Source organism: Dokdonella koreensis DS-123 (assembly GCF_001632775.1).
Taxonomy (GTDB): domain Bacteria; phylum Pseudomonadota; class Gammaproteobacteria; order Xanthomonadales; family Rhodanobacteraceae; genus Dokdonella; species Dokdonella koreensis.
This window is the reverse complement of record NZ_CP015249.1, coordinates 77,657-93,073: the sequence shown is the minus strand read 5'-3', so window position 1 is coordinate 93,073 and position 15,417 is coordinate 77,657. Positions and strand designations below refer to the sequence as shown.

The window sequence follows — 15,417 nt, the reverse complement described above, 5'->3', positions numbered from 1 at the left end:
TGTGTTCTCCCCTGTCGTCAGAATGAATACTTCGTGGTGAACTGCAGGCGCGTGAGCCTGCCGTCCGTTCCGTTCTCGAGCTCGCGCTCGCCGACCATCAGCTCGGCACCGACGTCGACCTTGGGCAACGGCGAATAGAACACGTTGGCGCGGATGCTCTGCACCATCTCCGTCGCGTTGCCGCCGGTCAGCGCGACCGGGTTGTCGTACTGGCTGCGCGCGTAGATCAGGTTGAACCGCGTCTTCGGCGAGAACGCATGACGCCAGGCGACGAAGCCGGCCAGGCCGCCGATCGAATCGAGATTGCCGTCGGTGTCGATCGCCGTATCGCCGGTGATGCCCAGACCGATGTAGCGGCTGAAGCCGTTGCCGGCGGTCAGCTGGTAGCGCAGATCGTCGTTCTTGCCGAGGTTCCACTTGCCGCCGACCGTCACGGCGCCGCCGACCGAGCGGTCGTCGGCTGCGGCTACGCTGCCGGCCGCGGGACGGTCGACCGACAGGTCGCGGATCAGGCCACCGATGCCGAACGTGCCCCAGTCGCCCTTCCAGCCGTAGCGCAGCGTGAGATCCGGGAAGGCGCCGCGGTCGGACGCCACCGTGGCGCCGCCGCCGTTCGGGATGATCAGGGTTTCCGGATTCTCCAGCGCGACCGAGAAGCCGCCGGTGGTGTAGCGGACCTGCGCCTGGCGCACGAAGATCACGCCGTCGGTCGGGCCGATGAAGTCGACCGCCTCGGGCAGCGCGCCGACGTCCATGAAGTTGGACCAGGTCTGGCCGGCCAGCCACTTGTTCCAGTAGGCGTAGGCATGGCGCAGCGTCACGCCGTAGGTGTTCGTCGCGTTCTGGTTGCCGAGCGCGTTGCCGAAGAAGTCCATCTCGACGAAGGCGCCGCCCTTGTCGCCGTTCTCGCTGACCGTGTCGACACCGAGGCCGAAGCGCGAGAACTTGGCGTGGGCATCGTAGTCGATGTCCGAAGCCGATCCGCCGACCGGCGTCTGGCTGGGCACGTAGAGCGCACGGCCGACGGCGCCGTCGGCCAGCTGCCCGTCGTGCGCCTTGGTCGCCATGAAGTCCGCCTTGATGAAGCCCCCGTAGCGGAACGTGGTGCCCGCCGGCGAGCCGGGCGTGATCGAAACGACCTGGATCGGCTGTTTGCCCGCCGGAACCACCGCTGCCGCGGCAGGGGCCGGCGCCGCGGCGGCAGCGGCCCGTTGGGATCTGAGCTCGGTCAGGACCTCGGTCAGCTGCTGCTCGAGCTGGCTGACGCGCGCCTCCAGGGCCGCTTCACGTGCTTCGTCGGCCGCTGCCAGGCCGGGCAAGCCCAGCGCGCAGGCGAGCGCCAGCGCGGTCCTGCGCAACGAGGTTCCGCTGCGTACATACATGACATCCCCTCCCGATGGTGTGTTGTCGGGCCAGCATGCGCAGGGGAAACCGGCGGGGCCTATTCGCCTATGGTCGAATCTGCGACCAAAGTCGTACGATCGGACCGGGCCTCCGAGCGGCGTGGCACCATTCGCGGCTCAGTACCCTATCGCCCGATCCGACCTGGGAGGCCGCCATGACCAAGCTCCATCCCGTCCCCGACACCTTCGCGGCCCATGCGCGCATCGACAGGGCGCAGTACGAGACGGCCTATGCCGAATCGGTGAAGGATCCCGCCGCGTTCTGGGACCGGATCGGCCGACGCCTGGACTGGATCACGCCCTACACCCAGGTGAAGGACGTCTCCTATGACGCGCGCGACCTGCACATCCGCTGGTACTACGACGGCGAGCTGAACGTCTCGGCCAACTGCCTGGATCGGCACCTGGCCGCACGCGGCGACAAGACCGCGATCATCTGGGAGGGCGACGATCCGGCCGAATCACGTCGCGTGAGCTACCGCGAGCTGCACGCCGAGGTGTGCAAGGCGGCGAACCTGCTCACCAGCCTCGGCATCCGCAAAGACGACCGTGTCGCGATCTACCTGCCGATGATCCCCGAAGCGGCAGTGGCGATGCTGGCCTGCACGCGCATCGGCGCGATCCATACGATCGTCTTCGCGGGCTTCTCGCCCGACTCGCTGGCCAGCCGCATCGCCGACAGCCAGTGCAAGCTCGTGATCACGGCCGACGAGGGCCTGCGCGGCAAGAAGAAGGTGCCGCTGAAGGCCAACGTCGACGAGGCACTCAAGCGTCCCAACACCAACAGCGTCGAGACCGTTCTCGTCGTGCGCCGCACCGGCGGCGCGATCGACATGCAGGTGCCACGCGACCGCTGGTGGCACGCGCTGCTGGCCGACCAGCCGGCGACGCACGCACCGGTCGCCTGCGAAGCCGAGCATCCGCTGTTCATCCTCTACACCTCCGGATCGACCGGCACACCCAAGGGCGTGCTGCACACCACCGGCGGCTACCTGGTCTACGCCAGCTTCACCCATGAAGCCGTCTTCGACCTGCGCGAGGACGACGTCTACTGGTGCACGGCCGACATCGGCTGGGTCACCGGGCACAGCTACCTGATCTACGGACCGCTGGCCAACGGCGCGACCACCGTCATGTTCGAGGGCGTGCCGAACTTCCCGGACTCCTCGCGGTTCTGGCAGGTCGTGGACAAGCACAAGGTCACGCTGTTCTACACGGCACCGACGGCGATTCGCGCACTGATGCGCGAAGGCGAGGATCCGGTCAGGAAGACTTCGCGCGCATCCCTGCGCCTGCTCGGCTCGGTCGGCGAGCCGATCAATCCGGAGGCCTGGGAGTGGTACTACCGCGTGGTCGGCGACAGCCGCTGCCCGATCGTCGACACCTGGTGGCAGACCGAGACCGGCGGCATCCTGATCACGCCGCTGCCGGGCGCGACCGACCTCAAGCCCGGCTCGGCGACGCTGCCGTTCTTCGGCATCACGCCGCAGATCGTCGACGCCAACGGCGCCGTCCTGGAAGGCGCGGCCGAAGGCAACCTGGTGCTGACCGATTCCTGGCCCGGCCAGATGCGGACCGTCTACGGCGATCACCAGCGCTTCATCGACACCTATTTCCGTACCTACCCCGGCACCTATTTCACCGGCGACGGGGCGCGCCGCGACGAGGACGGCTACTACTGGATCACCGGCCGCGTCGACGACGTCATCAACGTGTCGGGCCACCGCCTCGGCACGGCCGAGGTCGAAAGCGCCCTGGTCGCTCATCCGCAGGTGGCCGAGGCCGCCGTCGTCGGCTGCCCGCACGACATCAAGGGCCAGGGCATCTACGCCTATGTCACCTTGAAGACCGGCGTCGAGCCGACCGACGCGCTTCGCAAGGAACTGGTCGCCTGGGTGCGCAAGGAGATCGGACCGATCGCCACCCCCGACCACCTGCAATGGGCACCCGGCCTCCCGAAGACCCGCTCGGGCAAGATCATGCGGCGCATCCTGCGCAAGATCGCCGAGAACCAGCCCGACGCGCTCGGCGACACCTCCACGCTGGCCGATCCGTCCGTGGTGGCGAATCTCGTCAACGAGCGGCTGGTCCGGTAGGCCGCCCGCCGTGAAAACCGCCGGCTTCGCGATCGCGACGACCCGCCCGTCGCCGGCGCTTGCGAACGCGACGACTCCGCAGCGGCCATCCGGCCTCCTGGCGCCCTCACTCCCTGCCACGGCCACGTCATGCGCGAAGTCCTGATCGCCGACGACCACCCGCTGTTCCGCGATGCGCTCAAGCGCGCGGTACTGAAGGCGCTACCCGACGCGATCCTTCGCGAGGCCGACAGCGTGCCGGCCCTGCAGGCGCTGATCGACCAGTACCCCGACGCCGACTTGCTGCTGCTGGACCTGCACATGCCGGGTGCCAGCGGCTTCTCGACGCTGGCGCACCTGCGCGGCCAGTACCCGGGGCTGCCGATCATCGTCGTTTCGGCCCACGAGGAAACCTCGGTGATGGCGCGCGCGGTCGCGCATGGCGCCTCGGGCTACATCCCCAAGTCCGTATCGGTCGACACGATCGTCGGCGCGGTTCAGAGCGTGCTGGACGGCGACGTCTGGCTGCCGCCGGGCAGCGTCGGCCCCGAGAAGTCATTGCCGCCCGGGGAAGCGGAGGCCGCCGCGCGCGTCGCGGAGCTGACGCCGCAGCAGTTCCGCGTGCTGACGATGATCGCCGAAGGCCTGCTCAACAAGCAGATCGCCTACGACCTGGGCGTCTCGGAGGCCACCGTGAAGGCGCACATGACCGCGATCATGCGCAAGCTCGGCGTGTCCAACCGGACCCAGGTCGCGCTGCTGGCCAGCCACTTGGCGCTCGAGCGCGACGTGATCGCACACGAGCTGGAAAACGAGCCGCGCCCGACCTGAATACGTTGCCCGGCCGCCGATCGGCACCGGCCAGCCCGGCCGGCCGGTCGCTTCCCTGCAAACCGGCTGCCGACCGGCCCCGGACCTTTGACACCCTGCCCGCGCCGGACGGTCAACGGGGGCACGGTCATGCAACAGGTGGAATGCAAGGACACCGACGCTTCGCCGGTGTCCGCACGCATCCGCGAAGGGATGACCTGCCCTAGTCCTTCTTGAAAACGAACGTATTGGAGCGCTCGCGCGGGATGCCGGTGCAACCGTCCTCCACGATCGATACCGGCACTGCGCCGGCCTGCGCGAAGATGCGGAAAATGCGGTCCTGCGGGTACACGTGCATCTCCATGCCCGGCTTGAGCGGATTGCGCAGGTACTCGGCCAGGCGGAAGTCGTAGCCCACTCGATAGGTCGGCACCTGGAAGTAGGCGATCCCGCCCGGCCGCAGGATCCGTGCGAACGTCTTGATGATGCGCTCGATGACCGGCGGCGGATTGTGCTGCAGCACGATCAGCGAGTAGATGACATCGACCTCCGGCAGATCGGCCAGCTGGTCGAGCGATCGCAGGTGGAGCCAGTCGATGCCGCCGATGCCCTTCGCTTCGGCGAGCGCCTTGGCCTTGGCCAGATGCGCAGCGGAGATATCGACACCGGTCGTCCGTTCGAAGTGGGGGGCGAGGTGGCGCGTCACGCGGCCCAGGCCACAGCCGTACTCCAGGCACGTCCGCCGGCCGTCCAAGCCGAGGCCGATGCGCGCCAGCGTCTTCTGGAAGCGCTCGATCTCGGCCTTCCCACTGGCGAAGAACCGGTCGATCGCGGCGTCCTGGGGCTGGTCGCGGTACTCGGGCGCGGTCAGCACCGACCAGAACGGCTGCTCTTCGCCGAACTGATGCCAGGAACGGTGCACGTGCTCGAACAACCGCGCCAGCAGCTCGGGGCTGCCGTCGCTCTCGATCACGCTCGGAGGCTCTCCGCCGTGCAACTGGATGCGCACCCCCGGCGGCAAGGTCGGCGCGAATTCGGGGCTGCCCAGGAAGTTGTTGCGCAGCTGGGCCAGGTTCTGGTTGCCCTCCATCTGCAGCGCGATGACCGCCTCGCTTTCGGGATCCCGCCCCAACAGGAGGCGGTAAGCCCATTCGACGGCTTCCCGCGATACTCCTTCCTTCATCACGTCAGTCTTGTTTCCCGAGCGGACCAGGCGGTCGACGAGCTTGTCGAACATGGGTTCTCTCCTGAAAAAGGCGGGGGTGTGTCTGGCTGTGGCACCGGAGAACTATCCGGACGCATCGGCGGCGAGAAACCTATCATTTCCGATCCGCTCCGGATGTGCCGCGAGGCCTCCTAGAGAACGGCCCGGCGGGTGCGCACCCCCGATCCGCCCGAACACCGGCGGCCGAGCGTTCAGCCGGCACGCCGCCGCAGGAAATTGAGCAGGTCGATACGCGTGATGAGGCCCAGGAAGCGCTCGCCCTCCACGACGATGGCGACGTGCCCGGCACCGAACACCGGCACCAGCGCCCGGATCGGCTCGTGCACGTCGAGCACCTGCAGCTTGCTGACCATCGCCGTCGATACCGGATCTCGGAACCGGCCCTCATCGTCGAGCACGTGCATCAGCACGTCCGATTCGTCGAGGATACCGACGATGCGGTCGCCGTCCATCACCGGCAACTGCGAGACGTCGTAGAGCTTCATGCGGTTGTAGGCGACGATCAGCAGATCGCCGGGACTGACCACGACGGTATCGCGCTGGGCATAGGGGCGCAGGATCAGGTCGCGCAGGTTGCCGTGGTTGGGACGCTCGATGAAACCGTTGTCGAGCATCCAGTAGTCGTTGTACATCTTGGACAGGTACTTGTTGCCGGTATCGCACACCAGCGTCACGACCCGCTTGGGCGTGGTCTGCTCGCGGCAATAGCGCAACGCAGCGGCCACCAGCGTGCCGGTCGAGGAGCCGCCGAGGATGCCTTCCTTCGCCAGCAGCTCACGCGCGGTCAGGAAGCTGTCCTTGTCGGCGACCGCATAGGCCTTGGTGACGCGGCTGAAATCGCTGATCGACGGCAGGAAGTCCTCGCCGATCCCCTCGACCATCCAGCTCGCGGACTTGGTCGACAGGGTGCCCTCGTTGATGTACTGGGCCAGGATCGATCCGACCGGATCGGCCAGGATGAACTCCGTGGCCGGCGAAACCCGGGCGAAATAGCGCGAAAGGCCGGTCATCGTTCCCGACGAGCCGCAGCCGAACACGATCGCGTCGACGCGGCCTTCCAACTGCTCGTAGATCTCCGGTCCGGTGGTCTGCTCGTGCGCGAGCGGGTTGTCCGGGTTGCCGAACTGGTTGATGAAGTACGCGCCGGGGGTCTCGCGCGCGACGCGCTCGGCCAGGTCCTGGTAGTAGTCCGGGTGTCCCTTGGCGACGTCCGAGCGGGTCAGCATCACGTCCGCACCCATCGCGCGAAGATTGAAGATCTTCTCGCGGCTCATCTTGTCCGGCACCACCAGGATCAGCTTGTAGCCCTTCTGCTGGGCGACCAGGGCCAGACCGATGCCGGTGTTGCCGGCCGTGCCCTCGACCAGGGTGTCGCCGGGCCGGATGCGCCCGGCCTTCTCGGCGGCCTCGATCATGCTGAGCCCGATACGGTCCTTGATCGAACCGCCGGGATTGGCGCTTTCCAACTTGAGGAAGAGGTCGCAACGGCCGGTATCGAGGCGTTGCGTCTTGACGACCGGCGTGCGGCCGATCAGCTCCAGAACGCTGTGGTGGATCGTCATTCGGATTCCCGGAAACACCCGCCAGGGGGTCGACGCGCCGGGATCATACCCGAGGCGACACCGCCCCGATGTGCACGGGGCGGCGCGCGCGGGATTCGGGAACGGTCAGGCCGACCGCGACGGGCTTTGCGCTTCCCACATCTGCAGGAGCTTTTCCTTGGCCCAGAGCTTTTCCTTCTTGAGATTGTGCAGGGTAACGTCGTCCAGCGGCAGGACGCCGATCTCGGCGTTGTGCACCTTGCTGTCCAGCTCCCTGTGCTTGTAGTAGAGCGTGCGGAACTCGCTGTTGGACTGCATCAGCGATTCGACGTCTTTCTCATTCTCTTCGAACATCAGCATCTCTCCTCGAAGGGGAACGCCGGAAGGCTTCCGGCGATTCCACGGGCCGGGGTCGCGGACCCGGTGGCGTGGCGCGGAGCTGGGCGCCACGCCACAGGTCGGCGGGTGGTGCAGGTCAATGAGCCTGCCATGGGCAGGCCGCCAGGCCGAAGGACGCGGGACGGACCCGGAGGAAGCGCGCAGAAGGATGTCACTGCCAGGAACACCCGGACGCACGGGCCGGTGCTCGCCCACCGAGGCGACCCTCTCCGCTGGCATGTCTGCGTTCGTCGGCATGGGCTTGACCCATGCGGACCTGGAATTTCCATCCCCGCATGGGAGATCGAAACTACTCTTCGACAGGACCCGGCGCAACCGCCATCGGCCGCCTTCCTCATCGGTGATTTACAAACCTTTTTTTAACGAATTTCGAGGAAACGCACGCGCCCCCCAGCCCCCGGCTCGGACGGTGGCGGCAGGCCCGGGACCGCCCGGTCAGCGCTCTTCGAGGATGACCTCGACGCGGCGATTGCGGGCGCGTCCCTGCGGCGTGTCGTTGCCGGCCACCGGCTGCGCCGAACCGGCACCGACCGCCGTGATCCGCCCGGCGTCGACCCCGGCCGCCACCAGCGCATCGCGCACCGCCTCGGCCCGCCGCTGCGAAAGGACCTGGTTGGCATTGGCGTTGCCGGTCGAATCGCTGTGGCCGAGGATGCGGATCGGCCGGCCCGCATCGGCGTTGACGAAGTCGACCACCTTGCCGAGGCCGGCGCGTGCCTCCGGCTTGAGTGCAGCCTGCCCGGGAGCGAACGCGACATCGTCCAGCGTCATCTGCATGCCCTGGGCGCCGCGGGTCGCCTGCAGCGAGCCCAGGCGCGCGCGCAGCGATTCGGCGGCCGATGCCGCCAATGCCGCTTCCTGCTTGGCCAGGGCGGCCGCCTGGGACTGTGCGTCGGCGATACGCCGCGCCTGCGCCGCTTCGGCGCGAGCCGACTCGGCCGCCAGGTTGGCCTCGTCGCCCTGCAGCCGCGCCGCCTCGGCTTCCTGCGCCAGCCGCGCGGCTTCCTCGGCCTGGATCTGCGATGCCAGGCGCTGCCGTTCGAGTTCGGCGCGCGCCATCGCCGCATCGAGCCGCGCGACCTGTAGCTGCAGGCGGTCGTGCTCGCGCTGCAGGCGTTCGCTCTCGTTCTCCAGTTCCTGCGCCTGGGCAGTGGCCCAGGCGATGTCGAGCAGCCGTTCGGCCACGTAGACCTGGTGCGTGCCTTCCTCGCCACCGAGGCGCGACTCGCGCAACGCGGACAAGGCCGCGCGCGTACGCGCGATCTCGGCCGGTGCCAGGCTCCCGAGGCGGGCGTCGCCGGCCAGTTGATCGAGGCTGCGCTCCAGGCGTTGCAGATCGATGTCGCGCTGGGGCGAGGTGGTCTGGCAGCCGGCGAGGATCAGGCCCGACAGCGCCACGGTCCAGGTCCATCGGAACGCCGGGCTCATCGCCGCACCTCCCCGCCGCGCGTGTCCAGGTCGCGCTGCAGCGCCGCGTTCTGCTGGCGCAGGGTATCGGCGGTCTCGCGCGCCTTCCCCAGGCGCGCCTTGACGGTGGCCAGCTCGCCGTTGGCTTCCGATTCGCGCGCCAGGCGCACCGCCACCGGATAGTCTTCGCGGGCGTTGGCCGCCTGCGCCTGGGCCAGGCGCTCCTCCGCGAAGCGCAGCTCCAGCGGCGCATACGTCTGCGCGCCGGCTTGCCGGGCCGCGGCCAGGTTGCGGTTGGCGCCCGCGAACAGGTCGCCCGGCGGCCGGGTGGGGCTGCAGGCAGCCAGCAGGCAGATGCCCAAAAGGGCGATCCACGCATGGATTTTTCGGAGCGCTGATGTCATAAACATCTTCTAACGTGCGGAGCGGGCTGAGGCTGGCTATTGTGGGAAGCTCGGCACGGCTTTGGCAACCGCGCCGCCGGCGGCTTGGGGGAATCGTGCGATGGATATCGGCTACTTCCTGAAATTGATGACCGAAAAGGGGGCGTCGGACATGTTCCTGACGACCGGCGCGCCCGTGCACATCAAGGTGGAAGGCAAGCTGTATCCGCTCGGCAACACCGGCCTGCCCAACGGCATGGTCAAGAAGATCGCCTATTCGCTGATGGACGAAGGCCAGGTACCGCAGTTCGAGCGCGACCTGGAGCTCAACATGGCCATCGCGGTCAAGGACGCCGGCCGCTTCCGCATCAACGTGTTCAAGCAGCGCGGCGAAGTCGGCATGGTCATCCGCGCCATCAAGAGCGAGATCCCGTCCATCGAGGAACTGCGCCTGCCGCAGATCTTCAAGGACCTGATCATGGAGCCGCGCGGGCTGATCCTCGTCGTCGGCGCCACCGGCTCGGGCAAGTCGACCACGCTGGCCTCGATGATCGACTACCGCAACTCCAACATCTCCGGGCACGTGCTGACCGTCGAGGACCCGATCGAGTACCTGCACCGGCACAAGAAGTCGATCGTCAACCAGCGCGAGGTGGGCCTGGACACCCACGGCTTCCACGAGGCGCTCAAGAACGCGATGCGCGAAGCGCCGGACGTCATCATGATCGGCGAGATCCGCGACGCGCTGACGATGGAAGCGGCGATCGCGTTCTCCGAGACCGGCCATCTGTGCCTGGCGACGCTGCACTCGAACAACGCCGACCAGACCCTCGAGCGCATCCTCAATTTCTTCCCGGAGTCGGCGCACAAGAACATCCTGATGAACCTGTCGCTCAACCTCAAGGCGGTCATCAGCCAGCGCCTGGTCATGGGCAAGGACGGCCGCCGGCTGCCGGCCGCCGAGGTGCTGATCAATACCCCGATGATCCGTGACCTCATGCGGCGCGGCCAGGTCCACGAGATCAAGGAAGCGATGGACCGCAGCCTCCAGGAAGGCATGCAGACCTTCGACCAGGCGCTCTACGCGCTCTACAAGGAAGGCAAGATCGACCTGGAAGAAGCGCTCAACAAGGCCGACTCGCGCGACGGCCTGGCGCTCAAGATCCGCCTTGCCGAAGGCGGTGATACGCCGATCGCCGAAGAGGCATTCGATACCGGCGTGTTCTAGCCGATTGGCGAGGAAGGGCAGTCCTGCCCTTCCTCACCCCGCACGGTCGCGGCGAAGCCGCGCCACGTGTTCCGCGGATCAACCGCTCAAGCCTTTGACCCGCGGGCGATCCATCCCTGGATCGCGCAAGCAGGCTGTTTCTCGACAGCCCGCTTGCGCACGGGATCGCCGCGGACGTTACCGCTGCAGAATCGGCGGCAACGGGCAGTGCAGGGACGCGCAGATCGTCCGCAACAGCTCCGCTTCGGCCACGCTCATGACGCCATCCTCGCTGATCGCGGCGGTCAGGCCGCGCACGACCAGTTCCTTGCCGGCCGGTGCCAGCCGGTCCAGGCGCGGCAGCGCCTGGTCCAGCGCCGCACCCCAGTCGGCCGGCGGAGCGTAGGGCGCGGTCGAGGCCGGCAGCGCCTCGTGCAGCCCGAGTCGATAGGCGCGCAGCGCGACCACCGGATCGGCATGCCCCTTCTGCGCGAGCGTCGCGAACACGTCGGCGAGTTCAGCGGCCACCTGCGGGAGCTTGAGCCGGCCGGCGATATGCGTGGCCGAGGGATCGAGCGCCTCGATCACCTGTACGCGGATCAGGCGCGCCAGGCAGTACTCGGCCAGCGAAACCTGCCCGTCGGCGGCGATCAGCTCCTGCAACACCGCCAGGAACACCTGCAGCTGCGGACGCGGGCGGCGGCGCAGCGCGGGGAACGCCAGCGCAGCCAGCGGCAGGTGCTGGACCGGGTGCAAGGCAGCGACACCGATCGCCAATGCCTGGACGTCGGCACGCGTGCCGCGGTCGAAGCGCTGCTCGATCGTCTGCAGCTGGCGAGCGCGTACGGCGCTTTCCTGGCCCAGCAGCAGCGCGAAGATCACCGCCATCGCGCGCTCCTGGCGATAGGCCGCCTCGCGCAACGGATCGGGAATCGCCCTGTGGATCGCGGCTGCCGCGCGCTGGTCGTCGGTGCCCGGGTTGCCGACCTGCCGCGATACCCGCTCGGGATCCACCTGGACGGCGACCTCGACCGACGGCAGACGCGCCGCCGCGCCGGCCGGGTGCGCCGAGGCCAGCCGCGACGCCACCTCGGCCGGCGCGAACCCCGCGATCGAGACTTGCGCGGCCTCGACGTCGCCGACGCGCACCGGATGGGACCAGGCAGCGGCGATCGCCGCCAGCTCCGACGGGTCGAACGCCGGCTGCAGGCGCTTGATCCGGCCGATCAGCGGCGGATGCGTCGCGAACAACGCCGAATAGCCCACGCCGTCGCCGAACAGCATGTGGGCGACCTCTTCGCGGTCATCGCCGGACAGCCGCGAGCCCTCGGCCAGGCCGCCGATCTTCTTGAGGGCACCGGCGATGCCGTCCGTCTGGCGCGTGAACTGCACGGCAGATGCATCCGCCAGGTACTCGCGATGGCGCGAGATCGAGGCCTTGATCATGCGGCCGAACAGCACGCCGATGTATCCGGCGGCGAACAGCGCGGCGCCGAAGAGCACGATGCCACCGCTGCTGCGGCCACGGCCGCGGCCGGTCACCTCGATGATCTTGCGGCCGATCGTGGCCATGACCAGGATGCCGAAGACGACTCCGATGAGGCGGATGTTGAGGCGCATGTCGCCGTTCAGCACGTGGCTGAACTCGTGCGCGATGACACCCTGCAGCTCGTCGCGGTCCAGCTTGTCGAGCGCGCCACGCGTGACCGTGATCGCCGCGTCGGTCGGCGCATAGCCGGCGGCGAACGCGTTGATGCCCGCATCCTCCTCCAGCACGTAGACCTCGGGCACCGGCACGCCCGAGGCGATCGCGATCTCCTCGACGACGTTGCGCAGCCGCCGGTAGGCGAAATCGGGGGTGTTCTCCGGAACCGGCACCGCGCCGAGCTGGCGGGCCACCGCACCGCCACCGCCGCGCAACGTGGCGATCCGGTACATCGAGCCGGCGGCGATCGCACCGACGACGACCAACGAGACCACGGCGACGCCCGCGATGCCGTTGCCGGCCGGCGACCCCACGCCCAGGTCGCGGCCGAAGGCGGCCAGGAAGACCGCGTCGATCAGTGCGACGATCGCGATCACCGCCAGCACGAAAAGCGCGATCATCCGGCGCGACTGCCTGCGCGCCTGGGTCTGGTGGGCGAAGAAATCCATCGGGCGCTGTCCCTGGGAATCGGCGGGCGGAACGGCCTTTCGGTCAGGTCCTGCCCGCCGGCACTAGCGGATCAGGTGAACGACACCTTCACTGCCTCGCGCTTCTCCGGCGCCTCGATCTGCAGCAGCTCGGCGGCCTGGAAATTGAACATGCCGGCGACGATCGAATTCGGGAAGACTTCGCGCCGGTTGTTGTAGTTCATCACCGCGTCGTTGAACGCCTGGCGCGCGAAGGCCACCTTGTTCTCGGTCGAGGTCAGCTCCTCGGAGAGCTGCATCATGTTCTGGTTGGCCTTGAGGTCCGGATACGCCTCGGCCAGGGCGAACAACCGGCCGAGCGTCGCGCCGAGCGCGCCTTCGGACTGGGCCAGCTGCTGCATCGCCGCCGCGTCGCCCGGGTTGGCCTTGGCGGCGGACAGGCCGGACATTGCCGCATTGCGTGCCTGGATGACCGCCTCGAGCGTCTCGCGCTCGTGCTTCATGTAGCCCTTGGCGGTCTCGACCAGGTTCGGGATCAGGTCGTAGCGCCGCGTCAGCTGCACGTCGATCTGGGCGAAGGCGTTCTTGTAGCCGTTGCGGGCGGTGATCAGGCCGTTGTAGAGACCGACTGCCCAGAACGCGAGGGCCGCGATGATGACCAGAAAAATGATCAAACCCATCGGATCACATCCTCATGCATGAATGGCTGAGTCGCCGGCCGAGGTTGAACCGGCGCCGCACGCAGAATAGCATGAGGCCGTCGACCTCCCGGAGGGTCTCGTTGAGCCGTACCACCCGTACTCTGTTCGCGTTTTTTCTGGTTCTGCTGGCCGCGGCGACGGCGACGACCGATGCTGCGGCAGCACGCAAGAAGAAGGCCGCCACGCGCGCCGCACCGCCGGTGCTGGCCGTGCCGGTGCCGATTCCGCGCGTCGATCCGCAGGCGGTCGCGGCCGATGCGGAAGGTGTCGTCGGCGACGCGAACCGCTGGATCGATGCGATCGAAGGCTCGGGCCAGGTGGCCGGCCTTGCGGTCGCCATCGTCAAGGACGACGCGGTCGTCCTCGAGCGCGTCGCCGGCTACGCCGACTGGGATACGCGCACGCCCGTCACCGCGACCACGGTGTTCCGGCTGGCCTCGTTGTCCAAGGGCTTCGCCAGCGCGCTGGCGGCCCTGATCGTCGGCGAGAACCGCCTGCGCTGGGAAACGCGGATCACCGACCTGCTGCCCACGTTCACGCTGGCCGACATCGAGGGCGGCCAGCAGCTGACCGTGCGCGACATCCTGAGCCAGCGGGTCGGCCTGCCCAGCAATACCTACGACCGCCTTCTCGAAGCCGACGAGCCGTACCCGCTGCTGGTCGAGCGGCTCAGGGACGTGCCACTGGTCTGTCCGGTCGGCGCCTGCTACGGCTACCAGAACATCAGCTTCAGCCTGATCGGCGACGTCACCTACGCGGCAACCGGCGATTTCTTCTACCACCAGGTCGAGAAGCGGCTGTTCCACCCGCTGGGCATGGACACGGCCACCTACGGCCGCGACGGCCTGGAGAGCTCCGCCGCCTGGGCGCGCCCGCACCGCCGCGCGGGCACCGGCTTCCGGTCGTTCCAGCCGAAGGAGACCTACTACCGGATCGCCCCGGCCGCGGGCGTCAACGCCAGCATCCGCGACATGGAGGCCTGGCTGATCGCGCAGATGGGCGGGCGGCCCGGCGTGCTGCCGCTGCCGATCCTGGACCTGTTGCACACCCCCCAGATCGCCACCGACCACGAGCAGACCACGACGCCGTGGCGGCGCGGACGGCTGCTGGCCGCGCACTACGGGCTGGGCTGGCGGGTGTTCGACTACGCGGGCGAGACGATGGTCTTTCACGCCGGCGCCGTCCAGGGCTACCGCGGCGTGGTCGGCTTCCTGCCCAAGTACCGGTTCGGCATCGTGATGCTCTGGAACAGCGAAAGCCCGCTGCCGTCGGGCCTGCTGCCGATGGTCATGGACCGCTACCTCGGTCTTCCGGCCGTGGACTGGGCCGGCATCGAGGTGCCGCCGGCGGCGATCGCCGGTGTCCCGGCCCGCCGCGCGAACTGAGCGGCCGCGCGACGAGGCATTTTTCGACACCGGCGGGCTGTACGGCGCCGCGCCGCTGCGTGATGATCCTACCGGGCAGGGACCATCCGCGCCCGGAGCCGCAAGGACGACCATCGTGCTGATCGCCGAACAATCGATGCTGCTGGTGCTGGATCCGGCCAGCGGCGTCCTGGCACCGGTCCGCAGCCACATCGATCCGGACGTGCTGGCAGCGGGCGCACTGCTGCTGGACCTGGCCGAGCAGCAGCGGCTTCGCTACGACGCCGATCACATCGCGCTGCGGGCGACCCTGCCGATCAGCCACCCCTTGCTGGCCCAGGCGCTGCGCGTGCTCGGCACGCCCAGCCACGGCCTGCGTGTCTCGGCCGCCATCGACCTTCTGGCCACGCGCATGGCCCCGCTCGCCCGCGAGGTGCTCGACGGCATGGTCCGGCGCGACCACCTGCACCGCACGCGCCGGCCGGCCTGGTGGCCGTGGGCACCGATCCACTACCCCATCCGCTCGCTGCAGGCACGCAACGAAGCGATCACCGCGCTGCAGGCCGCCGTGGCCGCGCCGACGCCGACGCTGCGCCAGCTCGGCCTGCTGGTCGTGACCGAGTACGCCGGGCAGATCGAGCAGCACGTGCACGGCGATGCCTACGACCACGCGATCCGCCTGCTCCTCGGGCTGCCGTTGAACCGCCACGAGACGACGCCGGAACGTGCCGTCGTGGCCGGTATCCGCCACGCCCTCGCGGACTACTAG

13 protein-coding genes are annotated in these 15,417 nt (G+C 68.5%); 5 read left to right on the top strand and 8 right to left on the bottom strand.

Annotated features, from left to right (window positions below; all coding sequences use genetic code 11):
• Positions 1-17: 17 nt before the first annotated feature.
• Positions 18-1,382: a DcaP family trimeric outer membrane transporter gene (locus I596_RS00345; protein ID WP_067642557.1), complete on the bottom strand. Its 1,365-nt coding sequence runs from the start codon at positions 1,380-1,382 to the stop codon at positions 18-20.
• Positions 1,383-1,558: 176 nt separating this feature from the next.
• On the opposite strand from I596_RS00345, the gene acs reads away from it, so the two are divergent.
• Both acs and I596_RS00335 read left to right on the top strand, forming a co-directional pair.
• Entirely contained in the window at positions 1,559-3,499 is a 1,941-nt protein-coding gene (acs, locus tag I596_RS00340) for an acetate--CoA ligase (RefSeq protein WP_067642555.1), read from the top strand.
• A 129-nt stretch (positions 3,500-3,628) separates the two neighbouring features.
• Positions 3,629-4,309 (top strand): response regulator transcription factor, encoded by a 681-nt coding sequence (locus tag I596_RS00335; protein ID WP_067642554.1) that lies wholly within the window; start codon positions 3,629-3,631, stop codon positions 4,307-4,309.
• Positions 4,310-4,511: 202 nt separating this feature from the next.
• Here I596_RS00335 and I596_RS00330 read toward each other — a convergent pair whose 3' ends face one another.
• The 5 genes from I596_RS00330 to I596_RS00310 all read right to left on the bottom strand — a co-directional run bounded on the left by I596_RS00330 (position 4,512) and on the right by I596_RS00310 (position 9,264).
• Positions 4,512-5,525: a class I SAM-dependent methyltransferase gene (locus I596_RS00330; protein WP_083965251.1), complete on the bottom strand. Its 1,014-nt coding sequence runs from the start codon at positions 5,523-5,525 to the stop codon at positions 4,512-4,514.
• Between the two features lie 179 nt (positions 5,526-5,704).
• Complete coding sequence (locus tag I596_RS00325) at positions 5,705-7,075, bottom strand: pyridoxal-phosphate dependent enzyme (RefSeq protein ID WP_067642553.1); 1,371 nt, start codon at positions 7,073-7,075, stop codon at positions 5,705-5,707.
• A 105-nt stretch (positions 7,076-7,180) separates the two neighbouring features.
• The gene (locus I596_RS00320; protein WP_067651193.1) at positions 7,181-7,408 is read right to left on the bottom strand and encodes an HP1242/YdcH family protein; all 228 of its coding nucleotides are present in this window, start codon (positions 7,406-7,408) and stop codon (positions 7,181-7,183) included.
• A gap of 480 nt (positions 7,409-7,888) precedes the next feature.
• Positions 7,889-8,881 (bottom strand): OmpA family protein, encoded by a 993-nt coding sequence (locus tag I596_RS00315; protein ID WP_150131935.1) that lies wholly within the window; start codon positions 8,879-8,881, stop codon positions 7,889-7,891.
• On the bottom strand, positions 8,878-9,264 hold the full coding sequence (locus I596_RS00310; protein ID WP_190278951.1) for a DUF4398 domain-containing protein: 387 nt from the start codon (positions 9,262-9,264) through the stop codon (positions 8,878-8,880). Before I596_RS00310 ends, I596_RS00315 begins: the two co-directional genes overlap by 4 nt.
• A gap of 100 nt (positions 9,265-9,364) precedes the next feature.
• On the opposite strand from I596_RS00310, the gene I596_RS00305 reads away from it, so the two are divergent.
• Positions 9,365-10,471, top strand: coding sequence for a PilT/PilU family type 4a pilus ATPase (locus I596_RS00305; RefSeq protein ID WP_067642547.1), 1,107 nt, complete (start codon positions 9,365-9,367; stop codon positions 10,469-10,471).
• Between the two features lie 177 nt (positions 10,472-10,648).
• Here I596_RS00305 and I596_RS00300 read toward each other — a convergent pair whose 3' ends face one another.
• Both I596_RS00300 and I596_RS00295 read right to left on the bottom strand, forming a co-directional pair.
• A complete protein-coding gene (locus tag I596_RS00300) occupies positions 10,649-12,604 on the bottom strand; it encodes a M48 family metallopeptidase (RefSeq protein WP_067642544.1) in 1,956 nt (651 codons plus the stop codon).
• A gap of 71 nt (positions 12,605-12,675) precedes the next feature.
• Positions 12,676-13,263: a LemA family protein gene (locus I596_RS00295; RefSeq protein ID WP_067642541.1), complete on the bottom strand. Its 588-nt coding sequence runs from the start codon at positions 13,261-13,263 to the stop codon at positions 12,676-12,678.
• A gap of 101 nt (positions 13,264-13,364) precedes the next feature.
• On the opposite strand from I596_RS00295, the gene I596_RS00290 reads away from it, so the two are divergent.
• Both I596_RS00290 and I596_RS00285 read left to right on the top strand, forming a co-directional pair.
• Complete coding sequence (locus I596_RS00290; RefSeq protein WP_223303882.1) at positions 13,365-14,669, top strand: serine hydrolase domain-containing protein; 1,305 nt, start codon at positions 13,365-13,367, stop codon at positions 14,667-14,669.
• Positions 14,670-14,784: 115 nt separating this feature from the next.
• Positions 14,785-15,417 carry a GPP34 family phosphoprotein gene (locus I596_RS00285; protein ID WP_067642539.1) on the top strand — a complete coding sequence of 211 codons (633 nt, stop codon included), beginning with the start codon at positions 14,785-14,787 and terminating at the stop codon, positions 15,415-15,417.

Coding starts and splice junctions, on each gene's coding strand:
- I596_RS00315 (WP_150131935.1), bottom strand. CDS start 8,881: ATGAGCCCGGCGTTCCGATGGACCTGGACCGTGGCGCTGTCGGGCCTG.
- acs (WP_067642555.1), top strand. CDS start 1,559: ATGACCAAGCTCCATCCCGTCCCCGACACCTTCGCGGCCCATGCGCGC.
- I596_RS00305 (WP_067642547.1), top strand. CDS start 9,365: ATGGATATCGGCTACTTCCTGAAATTGATGACCGAAAAGGGGGCGTCG.
- I596_RS00325 (WP_067642553.1), bottom strand. CDS start 7,075: ATGACGATCCACCACAGCGTTCTGGAGCTGATCGGCCGCACGCCGGTC.
- I596_RS00300 (WP_067642544.1), bottom strand. CDS start 12,604: ATGGATTTCTTCGCCCACCAGACCCAGGCGCGCAGGCAGTCGCGCCGG.
- I596_RS00310 (WP_190278951.1), bottom strand. CDS start 9,264: ATGACATCAGCGCTCCGAAAAATCCATGCGTGGATCGCCCTTTTGGGC.
- I596_RS00335 (WP_067642554.1), top strand. CDS start 3,629: ATGCGCGAAGTCCTGATCGCCGACGACCACCCGCTGTTCCGCGATGCG.
- I596_RS00330 (WP_083965251.1), bottom strand. CDS start 5,525: ATGTTCGACAAGCTCGTCGACCGCCTGGTCCGCTCGGGAAACAAGACT.
- I596_RS00295 (WP_067642541.1), bottom strand. CDS start 13,263: ATGGGTTTGATCATTTTTCTGGTCATCATCGCGGCCCTCGCGTTCTGG.
- I596_RS00345 (WP_067642557.1), bottom strand. CDS start 1,382: ATGTATGTACGCAGCGGAACCTCGTTGCGCAGGACCGCGCTGGCGCTC.
- I596_RS00320 (WP_067651193.1), bottom strand. CDS start 7,408: ATGTTCGAAGAGAATGAGAAAGACGTCGAATCGCTGATGCAGTCCAAC.